The sequence below is a fragment of the Streptomyces huasconensis genome (genome assembly GCF_021028635.1).
GTDB classification, from domain to species: domain Bacteria; phylum Actinomycetota; class Actinomycetes; order Streptomycetales; family Streptomycetaceae; genus Streptomyces; species Streptomyces huasconensis.
Window position 1 is genome coordinate 4,144,075 of sequence record NZ_CP086119.1, and the last position, 23,576, is coordinate 4,167,650.

The 23,576-nt window shown below is 70.3% G+C and carries 20 protein-coding genes; 10 read left to right on the forward strand and 10 right to left on the reverse strand.

Annotated features, from left to right (window positions below):
- Positions 1-47: 47 nt before the first annotated feature.
- Both J2N69_RS18915 and J2N69_RS18920 read right to left on the reverse strand, forming a co-directional pair.
- A complete protein-coding gene (locus J2N69_RS18915) occupies positions 48-1,028 on the reverse strand; it encodes a fatty acid desaturase family protein (RefSeq protein WP_230901835.1) in 981 nt (326 codons plus the stop codon).
- Between the two features lie 597 nt (positions 1,029-1,625).
- Positions 1,626-2,735: an FAD-dependent oxidoreductase gene (locus tag J2N69_RS18920; protein WP_230901836.1), complete on the reverse strand. Its 1,110-nt coding sequence runs from the start codon at positions 2,733-2,735 to the stop codon at positions 1,626-1,628.
- 435 nt (positions 2,736-3,170) lie between these two features.
- On the opposite strand from J2N69_RS18920, the gene J2N69_RS18925 reads away from it, so the two are divergent.
- Entirely contained in the window at positions 3,171-4,169 is a 999-nt protein-coding gene (locus J2N69_RS18925; RefSeq protein ID WP_230901837.1) for a glycosyltransferase, read from the forward strand.
- A gap of 56 nt (positions 4,170-4,225) precedes the next feature.
- Here the strand turns inward: J2N69_RS18925 and J2N69_RS18930 are convergent, their stop codons facing one another.
- The 5 genes from J2N69_RS18930 to J2N69_RS18950 form a co-directional block, all read right to left on the reverse strand.
- Positions 4,226-6,007 carry an ABC transporter ATP-binding protein gene (locus J2N69_RS18930; protein WP_230901838.1) on the reverse strand — a complete coding sequence of 594 codons (1,782 nt, stop codon included), beginning with the start codon at positions 6,005-6,007 and terminating at the stop codon, positions 4,226-4,228.
- Positions 6,004-7,746, reverse strand: a complete 1,743-nt coding sequence (locus J2N69_RS18935) for an ABC transporter transmembrane domain-containing protein (RefSeq protein WP_230901839.1) — start codon at positions 7,744-7,746, stop codon at positions 6,004-6,006. The genes J2N69_RS18930 and J2N69_RS18935 overlap by 4 nt, the downstream gene beginning before the upstream one ends.
- Before the next feature lie 21 nt (positions 7,747-7,767).
- Positions 7,768-9,501: an amino acid adenylation domain-containing protein gene (locus J2N69_RS18940; RefSeq protein WP_230901840.1), complete on the reverse strand. Its 1,734-nt coding sequence runs from the start codon at positions 9,499-9,501 to the stop codon at positions 7,768-7,770.
- Between the two features lie 113 nt (positions 9,502-9,614).
- Positions 9,615-10,373: a thioesterase II family protein gene (locus tag J2N69_RS18945; RefSeq protein WP_230901841.1), complete on the reverse strand. Its 759-nt coding sequence runs from the start codon at positions 10,371-10,373 to the stop codon at positions 9,615-9,617.
- 69 nt (positions 10,374-10,442) lie between these two features.
- Positions 10,443-11,951, reverse strand: a complete 1,509-nt coding sequence (locus tag J2N69_RS18950) for an AMP-binding protein (protein ID WP_230901842.1) — start codon at positions 11,949-11,951, stop codon at positions 10,443-10,445.
- Between the two features lie 384 nt (positions 11,952-12,335).
- Between J2N69_RS18950 and J2N69_RS18955 the strand changes: the two genes are divergently transcribed.
- Positions 12,336-13,361, forward strand: coding sequence for a fatty acid desaturase (locus tag J2N69_RS18955; protein ID WP_230901843.1), 1,026 nt, complete (start codon positions 12,336-12,338; stop codon positions 13,359-13,361).
- A 36-nt stretch (positions 13,362-13,397) separates the two neighbouring features.
- On the opposite strand, the gene J2N69_RS18960 is transcribed toward J2N69_RS18955, so the two are convergent.
- On the reverse strand, positions 13,398-14,912 hold the full coding sequence (locus tag J2N69_RS18960) for an amino acid adenylation domain-containing protein (protein ID WP_230901844.1): 1,515 nt from the start codon (positions 14,910-14,912) through the stop codon (positions 13,398-13,400).
- Positions 14,913-15,185: 273 nt separating this feature from the next.
- Between J2N69_RS18960 and J2N69_RS18965 the strand changes: the two genes are divergently transcribed.
- Positions 15,186-16,508 carry a condensation domain-containing protein gene (locus J2N69_RS18965; protein ID WP_230901845.1) on the forward strand — a complete coding sequence of 441 codons (1,323 nt, stop codon included), beginning with the start codon at positions 15,186-15,188 and terminating at the stop codon, positions 16,506-16,508.
- A gap of 91 nt (positions 16,509-16,599) precedes the next feature.
- On the opposite strand, the gene J2N69_RS18970 is transcribed toward J2N69_RS18965, so the two are convergent.
- Positions 16,600-17,307 (reverse strand): DUF5324 family protein, encoded by a 708-nt coding sequence (locus J2N69_RS18970; protein WP_127909413.1) that lies wholly within the window; start codon positions 17,305-17,307, stop codon positions 16,600-16,602.
- A gap of 280 nt (positions 17,308-17,587) precedes the next feature.
- Between J2N69_RS18970 and J2N69_RS18975 the strand changes: the two genes are divergently transcribed.
- Positions 17,588-18,121 carry a peptidylprolyl isomerase gene (locus J2N69_RS18975; protein WP_230901846.1) on the forward strand — a complete coding sequence of 178 codons (534 nt, stop codon included), beginning with the start codon at positions 17,588-17,590 and terminating at the stop codon, positions 18,119-18,121.
- 179 nt (positions 18,122-18,300) lie between these two features.
- Complete coding sequence (locus tag J2N69_RS18980; RefSeq protein ID WP_230901847.1) at positions 18,301-19,197, forward strand: rhomboid family intramembrane serine protease; 897 nt, start codon at positions 18,301-18,303, stop codon at positions 19,195-19,197.
- Positions 19,198-19,467: 270 nt separating this feature from the next.
- Here J2N69_RS18980 and crgA read toward each other — a convergent pair whose 3' ends face one another.
- Positions 19,468-19,725: a cell division protein CrgA gene (gene crgA / locus J2N69_RS18985; RefSeq protein WP_230901848.1), complete on the reverse strand. Its 258-nt coding sequence runs from the start codon at positions 19,723-19,725 to the stop codon at positions 19,468-19,470.
- A gap of 138 nt (positions 19,726-19,863) precedes the next feature.
- Between crgA and J2N69_RS18990 the strand changes: the two genes are divergently transcribed.
- From J2N69_RS18990 to J2N69_RS19010, 5 genes are read left to right on the forward strand one after another with little or no spacing between them, the layout of a single operon-like run.
- Positions 19,864-20,634 carry a DUF881 domain-containing protein gene (locus tag J2N69_RS18990; RefSeq protein ID WP_127909416.1) on the forward strand — a complete coding sequence of 257 codons (771 nt, stop codon included), beginning with the start codon at positions 19,864-19,866 and terminating at the stop codon, positions 20,632-20,634.
- A 45-nt stretch (positions 20,635-20,679) separates the two neighbouring features.
- A complete protein-coding gene (locus tag J2N69_RS18995; RefSeq protein ID WP_230904772.1) occupies positions 20,680-21,375 on the forward strand; it encodes a class E sortase in 696 nt (231 codons plus the stop codon).
- A 54-nt stretch (positions 21,376-21,429) separates the two neighbouring features.
- Positions 21,430-21,591, forward strand: a complete 162-nt coding sequence (locus tag J2N69_RS19000) for a hypothetical protein (protein ID WP_107097924.1) — start codon at positions 21,430-21,432, stop codon at positions 21,589-21,591.
- The gene (locus J2N69_RS19005) at positions 21,588-22,244 is read left to right on the forward strand and encodes an aminodeoxychorismate/anthranilate synthase component II (protein ID WP_230901849.1); all 657 of its coding nucleotides are present in this window, start codon (positions 21,588-21,590) and stop codon (positions 22,242-22,244) included. The genes J2N69_RS19000 and J2N69_RS19005 overlap by 4 nt, the downstream gene beginning before the upstream one ends.
- Positions 22,241-23,566 (forward strand): class E sortase, encoded by a 1,326-nt coding sequence (locus J2N69_RS19010; RefSeq protein ID WP_230901850.1) that lies wholly within the window; start codon positions 22,241-22,243, stop codon positions 23,564-23,566. Before J2N69_RS19005 ends, J2N69_RS19010 begins: the two co-directional genes overlap by 4 nt.
- Positions 23,567-23,576 lie beyond the last annotated feature (10 nt).

Genomic DNA, 23,576 nt, shown 5'->3' on the forward strand with positions numbered 1-23,576 from the left:
TTGCTGTCGGTGAGTACTGCAGTTCTGCGCGCACGAGCCGCGGTGGCTCAGCCGGACGCCTGTTCTCCCGGAGCGCCCTTGGCGACGGCGGGCAGGGGTGTACGGCGGACATCCAGGAAACCGACGACCGCCGGAACCGGCGACACGACATGCCCGTCCGCACGGAAGGACGCGCTGTATTCGTCGGCGACCTTGGGCAGCTCGCTCCAGTGCGAGGCCGGGCGCAGGTGGTGTTCCTGGTGGTAGCCGTCATTGAAGGTGAGCCAGTTGTACACGCGGCCGTAGTGGCTGACCGAGTTCGCGTACCGGCTCTCGGGGTGCGCGCCGAAGTGCCGGTAGTAGTTCTGGACGTTGACGAGGGTGAAGGCCACCGCTGTCGCCGGGAGGTAGCACCACAGGAGCCACTGCCACGACACCACGGCGAACAGGACGATCAGCGCGAGGTGCGCGAGCCGGTCCGCCTGGATCTGCCCCAGCTCCGCCTTGCGGCGCTCCGGGTTGCGGGTGGCGAGTTCCAGGAGCAGCGTCTCGTCCTTGCCGACACGGCAGCCCCGCCGCAGCGAGGCGACCGTGCCCAGGAACTCGCGGACCGAGGCGGCGAGGCTGAAGCAGAGGTACCGCCCCAGGGGCGCGTGCCCGTCGTCCTTGCTGAAGCGGAAGGTGGACGTGATGTCGCGCGTCGTCCCCTCGTCGCTCTTGCGGTCGTTGTTGTACCGGTGGTGGTTGCGCACATGGGTCAGCCGGTAGGCCTGGACCGACTGCGCGATGTTGGCCGAGTTGATGAGCGACATGACCGCGTTCAGGCGGGCCGAGACGAACCAGGGCCGGTGCGAGTACAGGTGCGAGACGATGATGACGCTGTACGTCATCATGAACGTCACGAGCGCGAATGATCCGAGCATCGGCCACAGCCCGGTGGGTTCGACCGCGGCGAGCGTGATCATCGACGTGAACTGAGCGAGGCTGATCAGGACCAGAATGGCGTCGGCGGCGCTGTGCCGGAACACGCGGGACTGCCGGGCTTCCATCGGATGGGCACCTCTCCTCGTGATGTGCGCCGCGAGGCGTACGCGTCAGCAGGGTGTTGGTCGTGAAGCACGGGAATGCGCGGCCGAGGAGAGCCGCAGCACGTGGGTCGGGGGCGCGGTGGCCGGGGACGGACGCGTGGCGTCCGGAGGTCCTGGATCTGCGGAGTCCTGGCGGCGACGGCCTGGAGCGGGCACGTGACGTGCGTCCCGGTCGTGGACGCCACTCATCGGCCGCGTCGGCGACGCGGCGCGTGCGGTGCGGTGGCACAAGCGGGCGGCTCTTCGCGCTACGGGCGGAGCCAGGGCCCTGTGCTTCGGGGGGTCGTGCCGAGGTCGGATGGTGCGGTGTCGCGCCCCCGCGAGCGCCCCCTTCCCTCTCCCCCTCCCCTCTCGCCGGCGGTGCCCCAACCGTCGGCCATGATCCGTAACTCCCTTGTTATTCCCCGGAGTTGGCATTCAACATCCGCGGTCTCGACGGGGTCAAGGGGTGCCCGAAGGTCGTCGGGGCGCGGGGCCGGAGCGAGCCCCGGGGCGGCTGCCCCGGGGAGACGCCGCCGTGCCGCACCCGTCCGCCGCACGCCGCACACGGCGGTCGAATCAGGCGGTCCGGGCGACGCGGTGCGCCGTGTCGAGGCCCTGCCGGACGGCCTGGTCCATGTTGATGTAGCTGTACGTCGCGAGCCGCCCGGCGGCCACCAGCGGATTGCGCGTACAGGCGGCCAGCTTCGCCTCGTACGCGGCCTGGAGGGCCTTGTTGCGTCCGGCGCTGTCGGGGACCGGGTAATGCTTGGCCGCCGCGCCGGGGTATTCGCGCAGGACGATGGTCCCGGGCACGTCGTGCAGCTTCTCCAGGGCCCACTTGGTCTCGATCGTCCGCGTCCACGGAACGGCGAGGTCGGGTTCGTTCACCACCATCGACGCCTGGGAGAGTGTGATGCCGGGAAGGAACTGGCTGACGAGCCGGACCCCGCGCCATTCCAGCGGGCCCAGTTCACCGCCGAAGAAGTCGTCGAGTGCCGACGTGACCACGACGGGCTCGCCGGGCCGCGCGATCTCGGCCAGATCGTCGCAGGTGACCGGCTGCCCGAGGTGGATCTCCGCGGAATGGAGCAGATTCTCCACGAGATCGGTGTAACCGCGCTCGGGCCATCCTTGGTGGCGGTCGCGGAAAAGGCCCCGGTAATCGTCGTCGCGGAGTTCGACGCGGTTGACGGCGACCGAGGCCGAAAGCTCCTCGGGGGCTCGCCCCCACTGCTTCATCGTGTAGTTCCGGACGCACAGGTCGTAGAGCGTCCGCCCCATGAGCGACCGGCAGTACGTCGCGAAATTGGTGGTGTCGGGCTCCGGCGGGAGCGAGGCCAGCTCCCGTTCCACCCGCGGCCACTCCTCCAGCCGGGAGAGTTCACTGCGCTGAAGCGGCCAGCTCAGCTGATGGGAGCGGACCCGGATGGTGACGCGATGCTGATACGGCACGAAGTCGGTGTACTTGCTGACGAGATTCCACACCGCGGTGTCATCGGTATGGAAGATGTGCGCCCCGTGCGGCTCGTACGGGATGCCCCGCAGCCATTCGGTCCGCACATGGCCGCCGATCACGTCCGCGCGCTCGTACACGCGGACCCGGAAGCCCTGTCGGGCCAGCTCGCAGGCGGCGGTGGCACCGGTCAGTCCGGCGCCGACAATGACGCAACTCTTGGGGGAGTTCATCCTTTTCCACCCGCCCCGGCGTGCTTTTGAGACGCGCTCCCTGTAGATGCCGTGATGAGTCGCAAGACTCAGTCCTCCCACCCTGTCGCACAAGTGCGCGTTCAACGCGCTGTTGACCGGAGCGGAGCCTACGCGGGGCGCGTACTGGAGGCCCCTGGTCCGGGCCACCGACGTTGTGTGAAAGGCGAACTGACGGACGGTCACGGACGCCCGCGTCCAGGAGAGCGGGTGAACCACGGTGGTAGCCTGACCCACCACATTATCCGTCACTTGAACGGGCCGACGGCCAACGCCGATCGATGGTGGCGTCGGTCGGATTTCTGCGCTGTGCAAGCGAGTTCGAGGGAGTCGACGTCAATGCCCGACAGCGGCACGAGCATTCCTGCCCCGCGACTCCCGAGACAGGCGACACCGAGGCCTGACCGGCGTGCGTTCGTGACCTTCCTGATGTTCAACGACAGCTATCTGCCCGGCTGCCTGATGGCGGCATACGGACTGAAGCGTCAGGGCAGCCGTTCGGATCGCGTCTGCTTGGTTACGAAAGACGTCTCGGACCGCGCGCGCAGCGCCCTTCAGACGCTTTACCACAAGGTCCTTCCGGTCGCCGAGATTCCCATCCCGGGATATCAGGAAGCCGTCTCGTCGGACGGCCCGCGCACCGGATCGGCGCGGGTGCAGAGCGCCGCCCTCACCCGTTTCGCTTCCTTGCGTCTCGGGTCCGACGGCGACTTCGGATGCTCGTACGAGAGAGTCGTCAACATCGACGCCGACCTCCTTCCGCTGCGGGATTTCGAGCAGATCTGGCAGCTCCCCGCGCCCGCCGGAATCATCAACGAGCGCCGTGAGCACATGGCGGACATCGACGACCAGGGGAAGCTGATCCACCGGCCGGACGCGCTCAGGACCGGCAAATGGGTGTGGCACGACGTGTACGACGACATCTGCCCGCCCGGCGCGCCCATCCCCCGGGAGATCACGGACCGGGTGGCCGAGGACGTCGAGAACTACGGTGTCAACGCCTCATTGCTTCTGATCGAACCGTCGATGGCGACCTACCGCGAATTCATGGACTGGCTGGACCGCGGCGAGGTCCACGATCTGGTGCGCAACCGCTGGGCCTGGACCGATCAGCAGGCGGCGACGTACTTCTGGTCCGGTCGGTGGACGAGCCTGGACCCGAGCTACTCGATCTTCTACGGCTACCCCTCCATCGAATTGTCCCGCGGGCTGCACTACGCGGGGATCAAGCCGTGGTCGTGGCGGAAGAAGGGCTTCGCGCGCAGGCTGGAGCACTTCCCCGACTACGCGCTCTGGAGCAGCATGTTCCTGGAGATGCTCGACGAGCTGCCCGCGCTCAGGAACGTCGGGGGGATCAAGCGGCTGGAGCGTGAACTCCGGGCCGTCATGCCGCAGGTGAGCCCCCGCCGCCGCTGAGGCCGTGGCCGGCGCGACGCGCGGCGGCTCACCTCCAAGGGCTCACCTTCGGCGGCTCACACCCGGCTGGACCACAGCCGGGCGTAGGCGCCGTCCCGATCGAGCAGTTCCCGGTGCGATCCCATCTCGGCGATGCGGCCGTCCTCCACGACGATGATGCGGTCGGCGTCGCGGGCCGTGTGGAGCCGGTGCGCGATGGAGATGACGGTGCGCCCTTCCAGTACGGCCGAGAAGGACTGCTCCAGCTCTCGTGCGGAGCCGGGGGAGAGCTGGGAGGTCGCCTCGTCGAGGATCAGCACGCTCGGGTCCGCGACGACGAGCCGGGCCAGCGCGAGCTGCTGGACCTGCGCCTCCGACAGATGCTCCGCGCCGACGCCCACCGTGGTGTCCAGCTTCTCCGGCAGCGCGTTCGCCCAGCCGTCCGCGCCCACGGTCTTCAGGGCCTTCCACAGGACGTCGTCCTCGACCGCGGCCTGTCCGTCCCGCGGGGGGCGGGAGGCGGCCAGCTCCAGGTTCTGCCTCAGGGTGCCGCCGAAGACGTGCTGGTCCTGGCTCACCAGTACGAGGTGCTTGCGCAGCTCGTGGTGGGGCAGCTCGGTCAGGGGGATGCCACCCAGCCGCACCTCGCCGCCCTGCGGCACGTACGTCCCGGTCAGCAGCCGGGCGAGCGTGGACTTGCCGCTGCCGGTCGGGCCGACGACGGCGATCCGCTCACCCCTGCGGACCGTGAGGTCGATGCCGTGCAGGACGTCGGGCCCGTCGTCGTACGCGAACCGGAGATCACGGACGGAGAGGTCCACGGAGTCGATGGTGTGCTGCCCGGCGGTGTCCTTCCCCGGACCGGCGTCCCCCCGCTCCGACGTGACCGCCACCCCCAGCAGCCGGCCCAGTGCCGCGCTGCCCTGCTGGAGTTGCCCCACCCAGTCGAGCAGCGACTCGAACGGGAACATCAGCTGGAGGATGTACAGCGTCGCCGCGGTCACCTGGGCCAGGCTGACCCAGCCCTCGGAGTAGGCGTAGCCGCCGAGGAGCAGGGCGACGCCCAGGGGGAGCGTGTAGAGGAACTCCTCCGTGGAGTACAGGACGGTCCGCAGGCGCAGGGTGTACCGCATCACCCCGTACCAGTTCTCGGTGTCCCGCTCCGCGCGGCGCACGCGGTGCGCCTGCAGGCCGTGGGACTCGACCGTGGCCGCGCCCTGGATGGTCGCGTCCAGCCCGTCGGTGATCCCGGACGAGGCCGCGTTCTCCCGCAGGAAGCCGGTGCGCGCCCGCGCCAGGTACCACCGGTTCACCGCCACCAGCGGAGGCAGGATGATCAGCAGGGCGAGCGAGAGCAGCGGTGACACCAGGACGAGGGCGACGATGCCGAAGGCGATCCACAGCACCGCCTCGGCGACCTGGGGCACCGCCATCTGCATGGTGCGGCGCAGCATCTCCGAGTCCTGGGACGCCCGCGTCACCAGGTCGCCGTCGTCGGCGCTCTCCACGGAGGCGAGCGGAAGTTCGAGGACGTCGTCGACGAACTTCTCGCGGATCTCTCCCTGCACCGTCGCGGCGAGCCGGCCCGCCACACGGAAGGCGGCGCGCGTCAGGAGCGTCTGGAGCACGATGAATCCGGCCAGGACGGCGATGACCGTCGTCACATGGCCGGCCGTCGTGCCGTGCCGCAGGTCCTCGACGAGGGAGCCGAGCAGCCAGGGGCCGACGAGACCGCTGCCGACGGCGAGGCCGTAGAGGGCCAGCACACCGGCCAGTTCCTTGCGGTGCCGTCGTGCCGTCTGCCGGAGGTAGTGGCGGACGAAGCGGGCGTCGGCGACGGGGAGCGTACGGACCTTCATGGCTTCACCGGTGCCTTCTCGTCACTGGCCACCAGCGTCCGGTACGCCGCGTGGCTCTTCAGGAGTTCTTCGTGCGTGCCCGTGGCGACCACCTTTCCGTCCTCCACGTACGCCACCTGGTGCGCCTGTCGGAGGAGGAGAGGACTGAGGGTGAACACCAGGACGCTGCGGCCGTCGGTGTGCGTCCCGCAGAACCGGTCGAGGTTCTCCGCGATGCGGTACTCGGTGTACGCGTCCACGGCGTTGGTCGGCTCCACGAACACGGTGTACTCGGCCCCCGCCAGCAGCGCCCGGGCCAGGCGCAGACGTTGCAGCTGGCCGCCCGAGAAGGTCCTGCCGCGTCCCGCCATGGGGCTGTCGAGGCCGTCCGGCAGGGCGTCGACGACGTCGGTCGCGGACGCGGTCCGCAGGGCGTCCTCGATGTCCGCGGCGGCGGCCTCACCGCCCCGGGTCACCTCCTCGCGCAGTGTCCCGGCGAAGAACCGGTCGCTGTTGAGGCAGAGCAGAATCCGTGACCGCACCACGGGGAGCGGCAGCGAAGCCCACGGGTCGCCCGCCAGTTCGGGCTCACCCGGGGCCTCGAAGCGGGCGAGCCGGCGGGCGAGGAGTCCGGCGTCCGAGGGCTCGGCGCAGGCGACCGCCATGAACGTCGACGGCGGCACGTCCAGCCCCGAGGTGGCGTCGGCCAGGTGCGCCTCGCCGCGGGTCCGCGGGACGTCGGCGGTCGCCTCGGCGGTGGCTTCCGCGGGCACGGGGATGTTCAGCAGGGTCGTCACCCGGCGGGCGGCCACCATGGACCGGGTCACCTGGCTCATGCCCTCCATGAAGTCGGAGAGCGGCATGGTGAGGAAGGTCGCGAAGCCGTACAGCATGATCACTTGGCCGATGGTGAGGCGTTGGTCGAGGGTGAAGAGCGCCGCCGTGTACGTGACGATCACGGTGATGAGCCCGGGCACCAGGACCCGCGCCGCCTCGAAGTCCGCCTCCGCGCGCGCCACGCTCGCGTCCGCCGTCCGCAGCTGTGCCGAGTCGGCGCGGAAGCGAGCGGCGAACTGCCGCTCACCGCCGACTCCGCGCAGCACCCGCAGCCCCGAGGCGATGTCGATGGCGCGTCCGGCCAGCCGGCCCTGGAGCGAGCGGTAGGTGTCCTGCTTGGCGTGCAGGGGGCGCAGGAGGAGCGCGCTCAGTCCGCTGAGCGCGGGGACGATCACGAGGACCAGCGCGCCGAGCGGGAGTGAGACCGTGAGGACGGCCACCGTGACGGCCACCATGGCCGACACGGCCCCCACGAGCCGGCCGGCGAAGAGCAGGCCGAGCCCGATCGTGACGCTGTCCGACGTGCTGGTCGCGATCAGGCTGTCGACGTCCTTCTGCCGGCGGAGCGAGGCGCCGAGCCGTGTGACGTGCCGTGTCACGGTGCGGGTGACGAGCGAGGCCGACACCGTGCGCGTGATGATCGAATGCCGGTAGAACGCGATGCCGGTCGCGGCCCTGACGACGCCGAGCAGCAGTACGGCGGTCGACCACCAGAGCACTCCGCCGCGGTCGCCCTCGGCGATGCCCCGGTCGATCGCGAGGCCGATGGTGACGGGGAGCAGGGCCTGGCTGCCCATCCACACCGCGGACGTGACCGCTCCCCAGAGGGTGGCGGCCTTCTGTTTGCCGACGATGGAGATCAGGAACCGGGCGGCCGACCGGTGGTCGAGTCCGTCATCGTCCAGCGCGGGGATGCGTTGCATGATCGAGCTGTTCCCTTCCGGTCATCGCTGCGCGTCGACGCGCGACAGCTCGGAGACCGCGACGGCGAGATCGGACAGCACGGGGTGCTGCTCGATGAGCGCGGCGTCCACGTCGGTGCCGTGGGCCTGTGTCAGCCCGGTGGCGATGCGCCGGGCGGCGCTCCGACTCCCGCCGAGCGCGTAGAAGTTGGCGTCGGGAGCGGCCGGCCCGCCCAGGTGCCGCTCCCAGAGCGCGGAGAGCGTGTCGAACACGGCGTCGTCCCAGGCCCGGGTCTCCTCCGGGGCCCGCAGAGCCCGGTGGTCGGTCTTTCCGCTGCTCGTCAGGGGGATCTCCGGCACCTCGTAGATCCGGGTGGGCACCATGTAGGCCGGGAGGCGGTCGGCGAGCCGTCGGCGCAGCGCCACGCTGTCGTGGCGGGGGTCGGCGACGAACGCCGCGAGGTACGGACCGACCAGGCGGTGCGTGTCCATCCGTACCGCCACGCGGCCGTGTCCGACCACCTCGCAGAGAGCGGACTCCACTTCGTCCAGCTCGACGCGGTTGCCGCGGATCTTCACCTGCCGGTCCAGCCGTCCGGCGTGCACCAGCAGGCCGTCCGGCCGGCGGCGGACCACGTCCCCGGTGGCGTACCGCGTCCCGCCGGCCACGAACCGCTCCGCGGTCAGGTCCGGCCGTCCCACGTAGCCGAGGGCCAGGCCGGGCCCGCCGATGAGAAGCTCACCCACGACCTCGCCGCCGTCCTCGGCGCCGTCCGTGAGGGGACGGATCTCCGCCGTCGCGCCGTTGACGGGCGACCCGATCGGCAGGTCCGGTTCCGTGTCGTCGGCGGGCAGCGGAAGAGCGGCGTGCGCCGTGGTGTAGATGGTGGCCTCGGTGGGCCCGTAGAGGTTCCACACCTGCCGGACGTGGTCGACCTTGGCGACCAGCGACCGCCGCAGGCGCTCCCCGGCCAGCAGCAGGACGGTCCCCGCGGGCACCTCCAGGCCGGTCTGGAGCAGCTGCTCCAGGACCGTGGGCGTGGTCTGGACGAAGACGTCCCGCCCGGGCACCGTCAGCAGCGCTCCCAGCCGGTTCGACAGGATCTGCAGCTCGGTGGCGACGACCAGCTCGCCGCCCACCGACCACGGGGCGAAGATCTCGAACACCGAGATGTCGAAGGCGAAGGAGGACAGGGCGATGAACGCGCAGTCCCGCTCCATCCCGATCAGCGACGCCACCGACTCGACCAGACTCGCGGCGGCGGCCGACCGGATCTCGACGCCCTTGGGCGTCCCGGTCGAACCAGAGGTGAAGATCACGTAGGCGGCCCCGGGGTGCGGGCGCGGCCGGGGCGCGCACGGCTCGCCGTCCCCCGCCCGCAGGAGTTCGGGCGTCGTCAGGTCCAGCCGCGGCACGTCGTCGGGCGTCTCCTGCTCGGTGTCGACCGCCAGCACCAGCCGCGCCCGGGCGCCCGCCAGCACGTCCGCACGCCGGGAGGCCGGCCATCCCTGGTCGACCGGGACGTACGCCGCCCCGCTCCACAGCGCGGCCAGGATCGCCACGGGCCCGCCGGCCCGGCGCGCCGCCATCACCCCGACCCGGTCGCCCGGCTCCACTCCGGCCGCGACGAGCCGGGCGGCCAGGTGCGCGGCCGCCGCGGCGGTCTCGGCGTAGGTCCACGCGCCGTGCGGGTCCCGGACGGCGACGCGCTCCGGTGCGTCGCGGGCGGACTTCAGGAACAGGGCTACGAGCCGATCGGACTCATCAGGGGTCACTGCGCATTCCTTCCGGGCGCGTGCAGGTCGGGGACCTGTCCTGGAGCAGGCGGACAAGGGGATACGGCTGTCCCGGCCGGTCGGCCGCACGCGCGGGGGAGCGCGTGGCGTGCCTACGAGGCGGGGACTTGCTCGCTGAGTGAGGCCATGTACGAGGGAAGAGCGTTCCAGACCTCGGGCGTGTAGAAGTGCGACCCCGGCAGCTCGGTGTGGCGCACCCCGTTCTTCGCCAGCCTCAGCCACTGCTCCCGTACGTCGGGATCGATGGTCTCGTCGTCGGCGCCGGTGAACAGCTCGACGGGCGCCTGCACCGTGGCGCCTTCGCGGGGCTGGAAGGTGTCGCGCACCCGGATGTCGGCGCGCATCAACTCAACGGCCATGTCCTGGAGTTCGGCGCTGTCGAGCACGTGGTGCGGCAGCAGCCCGAACTGCCGCATCCAGGCGAGGAGCTGTTCGTCGCTGTCGCGGCGCGAGGGAGTGACCTCCTCCACGGCGAGGCTCTCGCTCGGCGCGTTGGCGGAGGACACCACCAGCGCCGCGGGCGCGGGGCCGCCGCGCTCCTCCAGCCGGGAGGCGACGTCGAAGGCGACCCAGCTGCCCATGCTGTGGCCGAAGAGCACATACGGAAGGCCGGCCGCGGAGACCACCGCCTCGATGACGTCGTCGACCAGCTCGTCCCAGTTCTCCGCGAAGTCCTCGACAAAGCGGCCCTCCCGGCCCGGGTAGCAGATCGCGGCGGCCTCCACGCCGGGCGGCATCACATCGGGCCACCTCATGTAGGAGCTGACGCCTCCGCCGCAGTAACCCAGGCAGATGAAGCGCATGACAGCCTTGGGGTCCCGCTTGGGCCGGACGACTACGGTGTCCTTCAAGCCAGTACTCCTTCGTCCGTGAACGGTCCGTACCTGGGGATTCCTCGGCGCCACGCGGCGGACGGGCACTCAGAGCCGGCTGCAGGCCAGGCGGTCGACTTTGCCGTTGGCGTTGAGCGGCAGGGCGTCGACCTGGACGAACCGCGTCGGGAGCATGTGCGCCGGCAGATGCGGGCGGAGCCGGGCGCGCAGCTCGGCGGGCGCGGTCCCGGCCCCGCTGTAGACGGCGAGGAGCCGTGGCTGGCCCCCCGCCGCCTTCGCGACGGTGACCACCACGTCGTCGACCCCTCCCCACTGGCGGATTCCGGCCTCCACGTCGCCCAGTTCGAGCCGCTGACCCATGATCTTGACCTGCTCGTCGAGGCGGCCCATGTGTACGAGTTCCCCGTCCTCGACGGTGACGCGGTCACCGGTCCGGTACCACGCCTGCGGGCTGGGCTCGGGACCCGGATGCGGGACGGGGTCGTGGAAGCGCCCCTCGTTGGCGGCCGGGTCGAGGTAGCCGTCGAACCGCTGCTCGCCGCGCACCTGCAGCTCACCGGTGTCGGGGTCGATCCGGTGTTCGAGGTGCGGGTGGATGCGGCCGATCGGCGTCGTGCCGTTGGAGGTCTTCGGCCATGCGGAGCGGTCGGCAGGAAGCCGGTAGGCCGTCACCGAGATGGCGAGTTCGGTGGGCCCGTACAGATTGTCGACCGTGCTGTTCGGCGCGGCGTCCGACCAGGCCTGCGCCTGCTCCAGGGTCAGCTGCTCGCCGCCGAAGTAGCTGTGGCGCAGGGTCGGCATGCTGCCGGGCGGGAGGGCGCCGGCGTCGCGTACGAGCGAGACGATCGACGGCACGGACATCCAGTGGGTCAGGCCATGGGCGCCGACGAAGCCGACCGGGTCCACCAGCTCGCCTCGTGTGGGCACCACCAGCGTCGCTCCGCCGCCCCAGGCGATGAAGGTGTTGAGGACCGACGGGTCGAACGTCAGGGCGATGTTCTGCGCGACCCGGCAATCGGCGCCGACCTGGAATCGGTCGATGTGGAGGCGGAGGTAGGCGTCGAGGTGGCGGTGCCGGATGGGCACGCCCTTGGGCACCCCGGTGGAGCCCGAGGTGAAGAGGATGTACGCGACCGCGTCCGGGTCCTGCTTGTCGTCCGACGGATCGCCCGGGACGGCAGGAGCGTCCTCCAGGGCGCGCCGCAGCCGGCTCCCGGCGACGGTGATCACCGGTACGTCCGTCCCGTCCAGGAAGGAGGCGTCCCGGCCCTCCTCGGCCAACACCACGTCCAGGGCGGCGAGTTCGACGACCTGGCGGATTCTATCGGCGGGGTGGTCCACGGGGAGCGGGGCCACGATGCCGCCGACGCGCAGTGTGCCGAGATAGCCGGCATAGGCGGTCACACCGGCCGCGGCGAGCAATCCGACTCGGAGGGGCCGCGGTGCCTCCGCCGCCGAAATGCGGATCGCCAATTCCCTGGACAGATAATCGAGTTGGGCGTAACTGACCGTCCGCCCGTCGGCGACCAGCGCTTCCCGGTCAGGGGCTCGGCGGACACTGTCGGTGAACCAGGAGTGCAGGGTCTTCGCGGACAAGGACTCGCCCTCTCCCCGCGGGTCCCCCGCGGAGTCCTGAAGTCGTCAACTCATAGCGTACGCGCGGGCGGTGCGGCTGGTGCGGGAAGTGAGCATACATACCCGATCAACCGGCGCGGCCGGTCCGCGCGCCGCCCCGGACCAGCCGGAACGGCCCTTTTCCCTGGTTCAACGGCCCTTTCCCCTGGCCGCGGACGCACAGAATCGCTTGACAGTACAGTGCCGCGCGGAAAATACTGCGATCACTCCTGTCTTGGATCGGCTGAAGACCCCAACACCCGCCAGGGCAAGGTCAATTGGCCTCTTCTCCCCGGCCGCCGGTGACAACCGCCCCACACGTTTCAGAGTCCACGGGTTCAGATTCTCAGCGGGAGGGACCAGACTGTGGCAAGCCCCGAACGGGCCGAACGGCACAAGTTTTCGCCCGAGATCCTCGCGGCTGTGCGCGCCGCGTCCCGACTGGACAACTGGCACGGCCCCCTCGAAGTGGCGGAGCACGTGCTGTGGGTCGCCGTGTGGTGCGCGGCCTCTGTGCTGGCGTTCGAGAACGCCTCGCTCTGGATCGCCCTTCCCGTGTACGTCGCCGCCGTGTTCTTCATCGGTGGCCGCCAGCGGGCCCTCGCCGGGGTACTGCACATGGCGACCCATCGCGCGTTCATGGCGAACCGCCGCGCCGGCGACGTGATCGGGGCGCTGTTCGGCGGATATCCGGTTTTGCAGAGCTTCACCGGCTACCGCGCCTCGCACCTCGGCGAGCACCACGGCCGCCTCGGCGACCCGGAGCGGGACCCCGACTACAAGCAGTACCAGGACAACGCGCTGTGCGGGGACAACCTCAGCCGGGCCGCGCTGCGGCGGTACATGTGGACCGCCCTGAGCCCGCGCGCCACCGCCTCGTACCTCTATTACCTGCTCCGGCACCGGATGGTGACCAAGGGCGAGAAGGCGTCGGAGCGGTGGCTGCGTGCCACGCTCCTCGCCGCCGTCCTCGCGTGGGCGGTCCTCGGCGGCTGGTGGCCCTGGCTGCTCCTGCTCTGGGTCGTACCGCTGATCACCACGCAGGTGTGGATCGGGGCGGTCGCCGAGCTGATGGAGCACTTCACCCTGATCGAGACCGCGCCACGGGTGGACATCTACATGTCCTGGAACCGGGTGTACGGACTCGCGACGCGTTTCCTGGTCGGAGAGAAGGACGGCGAGGGCTTCCACCTGGTCCACCACCTGTTCCCGCGGACCCCCATGTGGCGGCTGCGCGAGGTGGACGCCATCCTGCAGCGCGACCCGGTCTACGCGCGGCTGCCGCGCCTGCACGGCGTGCTCGGCGGCATGGGGAAGATCTACTGGTCCCTGCCGGCCACCCCTCGCCGCTCCACGGAGCCCGTAGGCGCCACCCCGATGCCCGAGACCTGAGGAGCGGGCGCCGCGCACGAACGTTTGCGAGCCGGCTCACCCGGAGGGATCGACGTCGGGGAGCGCCGCGAAGTCCACCTTGCCGTTGGGCTTGACCGGCATGGAGGCGACGGGAACGAACGCGGCGGGCACCATGTACGCCGGAAGGCGCGCGCCGAGGTGGGTGCGAAGGTCCCGGACCCGCAGTGGCTCACGCGCGCGGGTGGCGTAATAGGCGGCCAGCGCGAGATCCCCGTGGAGCTCGAACGGCTTGACCGCCGCGTCGGTGACCTCGGGGTGCTCCACGAGCGCCTGTTCGATCTCGGCGGGCTCCACCCGGAAGCCCCTGACCTTCAGCTGCCGGTCCGCCCTGCCGGTGACCCGCAGACCCTCCGGCCCCAGGACCCCGAGATCCCCCGTGCGGTACAGGCGCAGCCCGGCCGTCGCGCCGGCGCCGCGCACGAACCGGGACGCGGTCGCCTCCGGGTCGACGTATCCGCGCGCCAGCCCCGGCCCCGACAGGTAGACCTCGCCCTGCTGCCCGGCGGGCACCGGCTCCAGCGACTCGTCCAGCAGGTGGACCCCCGTGCCGGGCAGCGGGTGGCCGACCGGCACGACACCGTGCTCCCGCGACAGGTCGGCCGTGATGTCAACGGTGCAGGAGGTGATGGCGGCCTCGGTCAGACCGTAGGCGTTCACCAGCCGGGAGCCGGGAAGGAGCCGCAACGAGCGCTCGCAGTCCGCGCTGTGCACCGCACTGCCCCCCACGATGGTCAGCCGCACCGGAAGGTCCTGCGGGCCCTGCTCCAGCTCCGCGAGGAACGCCCGCCAGTAGGAGGGCGTGAGGTCCATGACGGTGATGCCGTACCGGTTGACCTCATCGGCCAGTTCGCCCGGCGCCCACCTCCGGTCGGGTAGGACCAGGGTGGCGCCGTTGAGGAGGGAGACCAGCATCTGCTCGACGGAGGTGTCGAAGGTGATGGCGGCGAGCTGGAGCACCCGGTCCTCGGGCGAGATGCCGTACCGCTCGTTGATGTGTGCGAGGAGGTACGCCAAGGAGGCGTGCTCGACCTCGACACCCTTGGGGGTGCCGGTCGATCCGGAGGTGTAGATGACGTATGCGAGGTCCGTGCCCACCGCCGGCGCGGCAGGGGCGGACGCGGCGCGATGCGGTACGAGGTCCTCGGCCGCGGGCGCGGGCTCGTCCAGGCGGACCAGCGGAACGGCCAGATCCGGGAGGCGGTCACCGGCCGAGGCGGTCACGACGGCCGCGCAGTCGGACGCGCGGGCAAGGGCGGCGATCCGGTCGGCGGGAGTTCCCGGCTCGACGGGGAGGTAGGCCGCCCCGGTCATCCAGGTCGCGAGCATGGTGGCGATCAGGTCGGGGGAACGTTCCAGGTGAGCCATGACGACGGCGCCCCGGCCGACGCGGGACGCCCTGAGGAGGCCCGTGATGTGGTGCGCCCGTGCGTCGAGCCCGGCGTAGGTCACGCGGTGACGGCCCTGCACGACCGCGGTGCTCTCGGGCTGCGCCGCGACGCGGTCGGCGAAGCGTTCGTGGGCGAGTCTCATGCCATCAAATCCCTTCGTGCGGCCCGTGGTTCAGCTCCGCGCGCAGCAATGAACGGCATCCTTCCGGGGCATCGATGTCGCCATGAAACCCGGGGCAATTCAATCACGAAGGCGACCGCGGCGCGGTGTGCACGCCCATCGCACGGAGTGTCGACCGAGGCGCAACTGGCGTGCTGCTGACCAGAATTGGCGGGAAGGCCCCATACGCCAAGGGGAGCCCGAGGCCCAACACACAGGCGGTGTTGCCAAGTTGACGACAGAAAGGGAAGAGCGATGACTCTTACGGGACCGATGCCGACGTCGGTCGGGCAGGAGGCTCTGTGGCTCATCGACCAGCTGAACGGCGGGTCGGCACAGTATTCGATGGTGTTCGCCTTCCGTGTCCGCGGGGAGCTGAACGTCCCCGCCCTGGAAGGGGGACTGAACCAGGTCATCGCCCGCCACGGGGCACTGCGCACCACTTTCACGGAAGTGGACGGAAGACCGCGCCAGAAGATCGCCGACGAACTGGTCCTGCACCTGGACGTCGAAGTGGTGTCAGGCGGGGACGAGGCGGTTCGGCGGAGACTGGACCAAGAGGCGGGATGCGGCTTCGATCTGCACGCCGGACCGTTGTTCAGGGCCGGCCTGCTGAAAACGGCGGACCGCGATCACGTGCTGCTGATGGCGGCTCACCACGCGATCTTCGACGGACGCTCACTCGACCTTCTGATGAGTGAGCTGCGGGAGTTCTACACGGCAGCCGTGGAAGGCGGCACCGCGGCGGTGGAGCCGGTAGTGGCGCAGTACGTGGATTTCGCCGGGGCGGAGAGCGACTGGCTGGAGTCTGCCGAAAGCAAGGCGCGACTGGAGTTCTGGCGCCGCACCCTGGACGGGGCCGAACCCTTCCGCCTCCCGGGCAGCCGTCCGCGACCGGCGATCGCGCCTGATGCCGGAGAAACCGTCGAGTTCGAGGTGGCCGCGGAGGACGTCGGCGATCTCAGTGGACTGCTGACGGCGGAGCGGGTGACCCCCTTCATGTTCATGGTGGCGGTGCACCATGTGACGCTCGCCCGCATCTCCGGGCAGCGGGATATCGTCGTGGGCAGCCCCATGTCGAACCGGCGTGAAGTGGCGCTGCTGAGGACCATCGGCTATTTCCTGAACATCGTGGCACTGCGGATCGACTCGACAGACGATCGGACATTCCGGGACCTGCTGCACCGCGTGCGGAATGTTTCGTTGGATGCCTACGAGAACAAGGACTATCCGTTCGAGAAACTTGTCGCGCACCTCGGCCCCCGGCGCGACAGGCGAGCGACCGCCCTGTTCGAAACGGTCTTCTCATTCGACAACGCCTCCGTGGACGTCGACGTCTGGCCCGGTCTCGAAATCGAGCCGGTGGACACCGAAGAGGCCACGGCCAAATCCGATATGGCCTTTTCGGTCCTCTCGACGGAACGGGGCTTCCGGGGATCGATCGCGTGCCGCGCCGCGCTGTTCGACCGGCCGACCATCGAGTCGCTCGCCACGGAGTTCGTGACGACGCTGCGCCGGGTCACGAGAGACCCGGACGCGGAGCTGACGGACTTGCTGACGAACGGTCCGGCGTCCTGAGGCGCCTGAGGTCAGACGGTGCCGCGGACATGCCGCGGGGCGGAAGGCCATCCGGCCTTCCGCCCCGCGGTGTCGTCGGTGCCCTCGGGCGTCAGCTCCGCTTGTCCCCCTCCGGCGCCTCCGCCTCCGCCTCGGCCTGCTTGGCCTGGACCTCGGGGTCGAGGGACGTCTGGTCACTGCCGTCGACCGAGGTCAGCGGCGTGGTGTCCGGGACCTCGGTGGCCGCGGGGGGCTCGACCAGCCAGTCCGGGTTGGCCTGCTTGTCCCACCACTTCCAGGCGGCGAAGGCGCCACCCGCGAGGATGCCGAAGAGGGCGACCCTCTTGAAGACGCGGCCGTTCCTGGCGCGGCGCTCGTGCTTGCGGACCAGGCGCTGGATCTCCTTGGCCGAGACCTGACCGCGCAGCGCGGCGAGGGCCGCGGCACTGCGGGCGGCGGCTTCCTCGCGGACGGGCTGCGCGGCGGCCACCGCGTGCTCGATGCGGGGCTTGGAGTAGTCGGCCGCCTGTCGGGCGGCCTTGCGGGTGCGTGCGGCGGCCTCCTGCGCGGCATGGTCGACCTTCGGCGGCACGTGCGTACGCGCCTGTTCGACGCGGGGGGCGACGTGGGCGCCGTACTGGACACGGGCCTGTTCGGCCGCCTGCGACACCTTGGGCGCCAGTCGTGCACGCGCCTCCTGGGCGTAGTGCGCGGCTCGGTCCTTGGCCGTGTCGGCGTATGGCGCCACCGCGTCCGCGGCGTGCCGCACGCTGTCCTTGGCCGAGCCGGTCGCGGCGCGCACGCTCTCGATGCGGGTCACGTGATCCTCCTCCTCGGTGGCGTATACCTATGTCACCTTTCCACCCTTTCAAAGATCATGCCTTCTGGATCGCTCCCAGGTATGAGAGGACGGGCATCCGGCTCAGTCGCGTCGACCCGGCCGAGCCTTGATCGGGGGATATCTCCGTGAGAAGACGTCCTCAGACGTCCTCGCCGACGATGCCACGGATCGCCCCGGAGCGCGCCCACTCGGTGGCTACTCGTCCCGATCCGGTCCATGCGAGGATCGGGCTGTCACGGAAGACAACGGAAGGCAGATCGTGGCTGAGCAGCTTTACGCCACCCTGAAGACCAACCACGGCGACATCGAGGTGCGGCTGCTGCCGAATCACGCGCCGAAGACGGTCAAGAACTTTGTGGAGCTCGCCCAGGGCGAGCGCGAGTGGACCCACCCGGCGACCGGCAAGAAGACCAAGGACCGGCTGTACGACGGCACGGTCTTCCACCGGGTGATCAGCGGCTTCATGATCCAGGGCGGTGACCCGCTGGGCAACGGCACCGGCGGCCCGGGCTACGAGTTCGGGGACGAGTTCCACCCCGACCTCGCCTTCAACAAGCCGTACCTGCTGGCCATGGCCAACGCCGGCCCGGGCACCAACGGCTCGCAATTCTTCGTGACGGTGTCGCCCACCGCGTGGCTGACCGGCAAGCACACGATCTTCGGCGAGGTCGCCAACGACGCCAGCAGGAAGGTCGTCGACGCCATCGCGGGCACGCAGACGAACCCGCGCACCGACCGCCCGGTCAAGGACGTGGTCATCGAGTCCGTGGTCATCGAGACCCGCGAGGCCTGATCAGCGCGTACCCGAGCCCATCGGCGCGGGAACCGAACCGCCCCGCTCATCCGTAAGGAAGGGCGGGGCGACGTGTTGCCACCGCGCCATCAGCGACGTAAGTGCCATCGGCGACGCGAGTCCCGTCAGCGACGCAAGTGCCGTCACAGCTTCTTCGTACGGAGATCGAGGGATATCCCATGGACCAGGTGCCAGGCAGCCCGCAGGAGCCGCAGGGAGCGTCGGGCCTGCCCGGTTGCTACCGGCATCCGGACCGAGAGACCGGCATCACCTGCACGCGCTGCGAGCGGCCCATCTGCCCCGAGTGCATGATCAGCGCCTCGGTCGGCTTCCAGTGCCCGGAGTGCGTCCGCGAGGGCTCGGGCACCGGCCACGCGCCCGCGGCCAACCAGCCGCGCACGGTCGCGGGCGGCGCGGTCACCGCGGACCCGCGCCTGGTCACCAAGATCCTGGTGGGGCTGAACGTCGCCCTGTTCCTGGTGCAGCAGGCGGTGGGGGAGCGCTTCACCGCGCAGTACTACATGCTCGGTCAGGCGCTCGTGCCGGAGCTCGGGTCGTTCGAGGGCGTATCCGAGGGGCAGTGGTACCGCCTGGTCACCGCGATGTTCCTGCACAGCGGCCTCATGCACATCGCCTTCAACATGCTGAGCCTGTGGTGGATCGGCGGTCCGCTCGAAGCGGCGCTCGGCCGGGTCCGCTTCATCGCCCTGTACCTGGTGTCGGGCATCGCGGGCAGCGCGCTCACCTACCTGCTCGCCGCGCAGAACCAGCCCTCGCTCGGTGCGTCCGGGGCCATCTTCGGCCTGTTCGGCGCGACCGCCATCCTGATGCGGCGGCTGAACTACGACATGCGGCCGGTGCTCGCCCTGCTGGCGATCAACCTGCTCATCACGGCCTTCTGGCCCAGCATCGCGTGGCAGGCCCACGTCGGCGGCCTCGCCGGCGGTCTCGTCGTCGGGTACGCGATGGTGCACGCGCCCCGCGAGCGCCGGAGCCTCGTCCAGTTCGGCAGCTGCGCGCTGGTTCTCCTCACGGCTGTGGTGATGGTCGTCGTGAGGACCGGGCAGCTCACGTGAGGTGACGGCGTTGTCCACAGCGTGTGCCCGAACCTGTGCACGCTGTGGGGAACAGTCGTGCCCCTCGTCATCGACCTGGGTTTCCCCAGGAATGACAAGGGGCGAGCGGGGGAGAGAGAGTCGGCGGGCCGGTCACACCGGCGTCAACCGGCGGAGAGTTATCCACAGATCTTCAGACCTTTTCCACTCGTGTGGATAGCGCTGTGGATAACTCAGGGCAGGGCTTGCGCGGAGCGGCCCGTAAGAGCTGTCCCGGCCGACCGGAAGATGCTACTTCCACTGCGTCGAGACGCCGAATCCCGCCGCGATGAAGCCGAAGCCGACCACGATGTTCCAGTTGCCGAGCGTATCGATCGGCAGCTTGCCGTCCGTGACGTAGAAGACGACGATCCAGGCGAGCCCGATGAGGAACAGCGCCAGCATCACCGGAGCCACCCAGCTGCGGTTCGTCAGCTTGATGCTCGTCGCCTTCTTCGCGGGCGGCGGGGTGTAGTCGTCAGCCTTCTTGCGGATACGTGACTTCGGCACGAGGGTCTCTCCTGTCGATGCGCTGCGTGGCCGCGCAGGTAACTGTGGTCGGGCCGGGTGGGCGTCATCGGGAGCTGAGCCTCCCCCGGGCGTCCGTTAGCGTAGTGCTTCCGCGGCGCTGAAGGAGATAAGGGTACGTTGAGCAATTCTGCCGACTCCCCCGAAGGTGCCGGGCGCCGTCCCCGGTGGCGTCCGGTTCGCGTGCTTACGGGCGCCGTTTTCGCGCTCGCGGGCCTGATTTTCTTCACCAGTTTCAACACCGCCAAGGGCACCAACATCCGCACCGACGCGTCGCTGCTGAAGCTCTCGGACCTGATCCAGGAGCGCAGTCACAAGAACGGCGCGCTGGAGGAGTCCAACGGCTCCCTGCGTGACGACGTGGAGGCCCTCGCCCAGCGCGACGGCGGCGGCACCAAGGCCGATGACGCCCGCCTGAAGGCCCTGGAGGACAACGCCGGCACCAAGGAGCTGAGCGGCAAGGCGGTCACGGTCACCCTCGCCGACGCCCCGCCCGACGCCACGGCCAAGCTCCCCGGCTACCCCGAGCCCCAGCCGAACGACCTGGTCATCCACCAGCAGGACCTCCAGGCCGTGGTCAACGCCCTGTGGCAGGGCGGCGCCAAGGGCATCAAGGTCATGGACCAGCGGCTGATCTCCACGAGCGCCGTGCGCTGCGTCGGCAACACCCTGATCCTCCAGGGCCGCGTCTACTCGCCGCCCTACAAGGTGACCGCCGTCGGCGACCCCGACAAGCTCAAGGACGCCCTCGCCGCCTCCCCCGAGATCCAGAACTACATGCTGTACGTCAACGCCTACGGCCTCGGCTGGAAAGTGGACGACGACGGGGCGGTGACTCTTCCCGGCTACTCGGGCACAGTGGATCTCCACTACGCGAAGCCTGTGGAATAACCGGAGAACGACGGAGCGAGCCCCGAGGAGGGAGCCTCTGTGTCCGTGCGCGTGCTCGTCAGGACGTTCAGCGAACTGTGCATCACCGTCGGCGCGCTGATCGTGCTCTTTGTCGTGTACGTCCTGTTCTGGACCGGCGTGCAGGCCGACTACGCCATGGACAGCCAGATCGACGCGTTGCGGGACCAGTGGGCGCGGGGCGAGATCGCCGCGGGCGCGGGCGCGGCCGACGAGCCGGCCGGGACCTCACCCGCCGAGCCCGCCCCCTACCAGGACGGCAAGCCCTTCGCCGTCATGTACATCCCGCGGTTCGGTTTCACGTGGAACAAGCCCGTGCTCCAGGGCACCGGCACCGACGTACTGAAGAAGGGCCTCGGCCACTACGGCTCCACCGCCCAGCTCGGCCAGAAGGGCAACTTCTCCGTGGCCGGGCACCGCCGCACCTACGGAGACCCCTTCAAGGACTTCCCGAAGCTGCGCCCCGGTGACCCCGTCGTCCTGACCGACGGCACGACCTGGTTCACGTACCGCGTCGACAAGAGGCCCTACCGGACCCTCCCCGGCGACATCGGCGTCATCGACCCCGTCCCGCGCAAATCCGGCTTCGACGGCCCGGGCCGCTACCTCACCCTGACGACCTGCGAACCGGAGTGGGGCCACAGCCACCGGCTGATCGTCTGGGCGCATCTGGACGCCACTCAGCCCGTGGAGGCCGGGAAACCGGAGGCACTGCGCCGTTAGTCTGTTGCCGTACGGCGAGGAGCCTGCTGCCGTACGCGCGACGGAAGGGACAGCATGTACGGCTGGATCTGGCGGCATCTGCCGGGAAACGCATGGGTAAGGGCGCTGATTTCTCTGGTGCTCGTCTTCGCGGTGGTCTATGTGCTGTTCCAGTACGTCTTCCCGTGGGCCGAGCCGCTGCTCCCCTTCAACGACGTCACCGTGGACGGCCAGTGAGCACCGCCGGCGGCCGCCGCAGCCGCGTCCTGGTCGTGGACAACTACGACAGCTTCGTCTTCAACCTCGTCCAGTACCTGTACCAGCTGGGTGCCGAGTGCGAGGTGCTGCGCAACGACGAGGTGGAGCTCCGGCACGCGCAGGACGGCTTCGACGGCGTCCTGCTCTCGCCGGGCCCCGGCACCCCGGAGCAGGCGGGCGTCTGCGTCGAGATGGTGCGGCACTGCGCCACGACCGGCGTGCCCGTCTTCGGCGTCTGCCTCGGCATGCAGTCGATGGCGGTGGCGTACGGCGGCGTCGTGGACCGCGCCCCGGAGCTGCTGCACGGCAAGACCTCGCTGGTGCGCCACGAGGGCAAGGGGGTCTTCACGGGCCTGCCCTCGCCCTTCACCGCCACCCGCTACCACTCGCTCGCCGCCGAGCCCGCCACGGTCCCCGCCGAGCTGGAGGTCACGGCGCGCACGGAGGACGGCATCATCATGGGGCTGCGCCACCGTGAACTGCCGGTCGAGGGCGTGCAGTTCCATCCGGAGTCCGTACTGACCGAGCACGGTCACCTGATGCTCGCCAACTGGCTGGCGGAGTGCGGCGACACCGGCGCCGTCGCACGATCGAGCGGGCTCGCCCCGGTGGTGGGCAGGGCCACGGCGTGACCGCCTTGCGCCCCGGGCACGACTCCTCCGGAGCCCCGTACGGTGCGAGTGGCGCGCACGGGCACGGGGACGGGGACGGGGCTGCCGGGGGCCTGGACGAGACCGCGGCCCTGGAGGCAGCGGTCGATCACCTGGCCGACCCGCTGACCGATCCGCTGCCGGGCCGGCACCCCTCGCCGTGGTTCCGCAGCGCCTCGGCGGGGCCGCAGCTGCCGCAGCAGCCGCCGAGCCCCGTACAGGAGCGGCAGCAGGCACCGCGGCCTCCCAGGGCCCCTCTGCCGGAGCAGCAGGGGCCGCCGCCGCGGAGAACCCCTCTGCCACCGGAGCAGCCGGGGCCGCCGCCCCAGAGGACCCCGCTGCCACCGGAGCAGCCGCGGCCGCAGAGGCCGCCTGAGCCCACGTACGAACAGCTCTACGGTGGCCATGCCCCCCGGCCGATAACCGACGACGAGACGGTGGGCCTGCGCACCGCCGACACCCGCCGTGCGGTGGAACCCCGTCCCACGGGGGGCAGGGCCGCCCGCCGCAAGGCCGCCAAGAAGGGCGGCACACGGCCCCCACAGGCCCCGCGGCCCCCACAGCCCCGCGCCCGGCCCGACGGAGCCCCGCTCTCCCGCCTGGAGGCCCGCCGCGCCGAGCGCGCCCGCAGGCCCTCGCCCGGCGCCGTGATCAGCCGTGGGCTCGGCGAACTCTTCATCACGGTGGGCGTGTTGATGCTGCTCTTCGTCACCTACCAGCTGTGGTGGACGAACATCCGGGCCCAGCAGCAGGCGGACGGCGCCGCCCACGACCTCCAGGAGGAGTGGGCGAAGGGCAAGGGCAGGCCCGGTGCCTTCGAACCCGGTCAGGGCTTCGCGCTCCTGCACATCCCGAAGCTGGACGTCGTCGTGCCGGTCGCCGAGGGCATCGACAAGCAGCAGGTCCTCGACCGCGGCATGGTCGGCCACTACAACGAGGGCGCGACCAAGACGGCCATGCCGGACGCCAGGACCGGCAACTTCGCGGTGGCGGGCCACCGCAACACCCACGGCGAACCGTTCCGCTACATCAACCGCCTGAAGCCGGGCGATCCCATCGTCGTGGAGACGCGGGACAAGTACTACGTCTACAAGATGGCGAGCATCCTGCCGCAGACGGACCCCGGCAACACCAGCGTCATCGGCCCGGTCCCGCCGGGCTCCGGCTTCACGAAACCCGGCCGCTACATCACACTGACCACCTGCACCCCGGAGTTCACGAGTAAGTACCGAATGATCGTCTGGGGCAAGATGGCGGAGGAACGGCCGCGCAGCAAGGGCAAGCCGAGCGCGCTGGTCAACTAGAAGTGTGAGA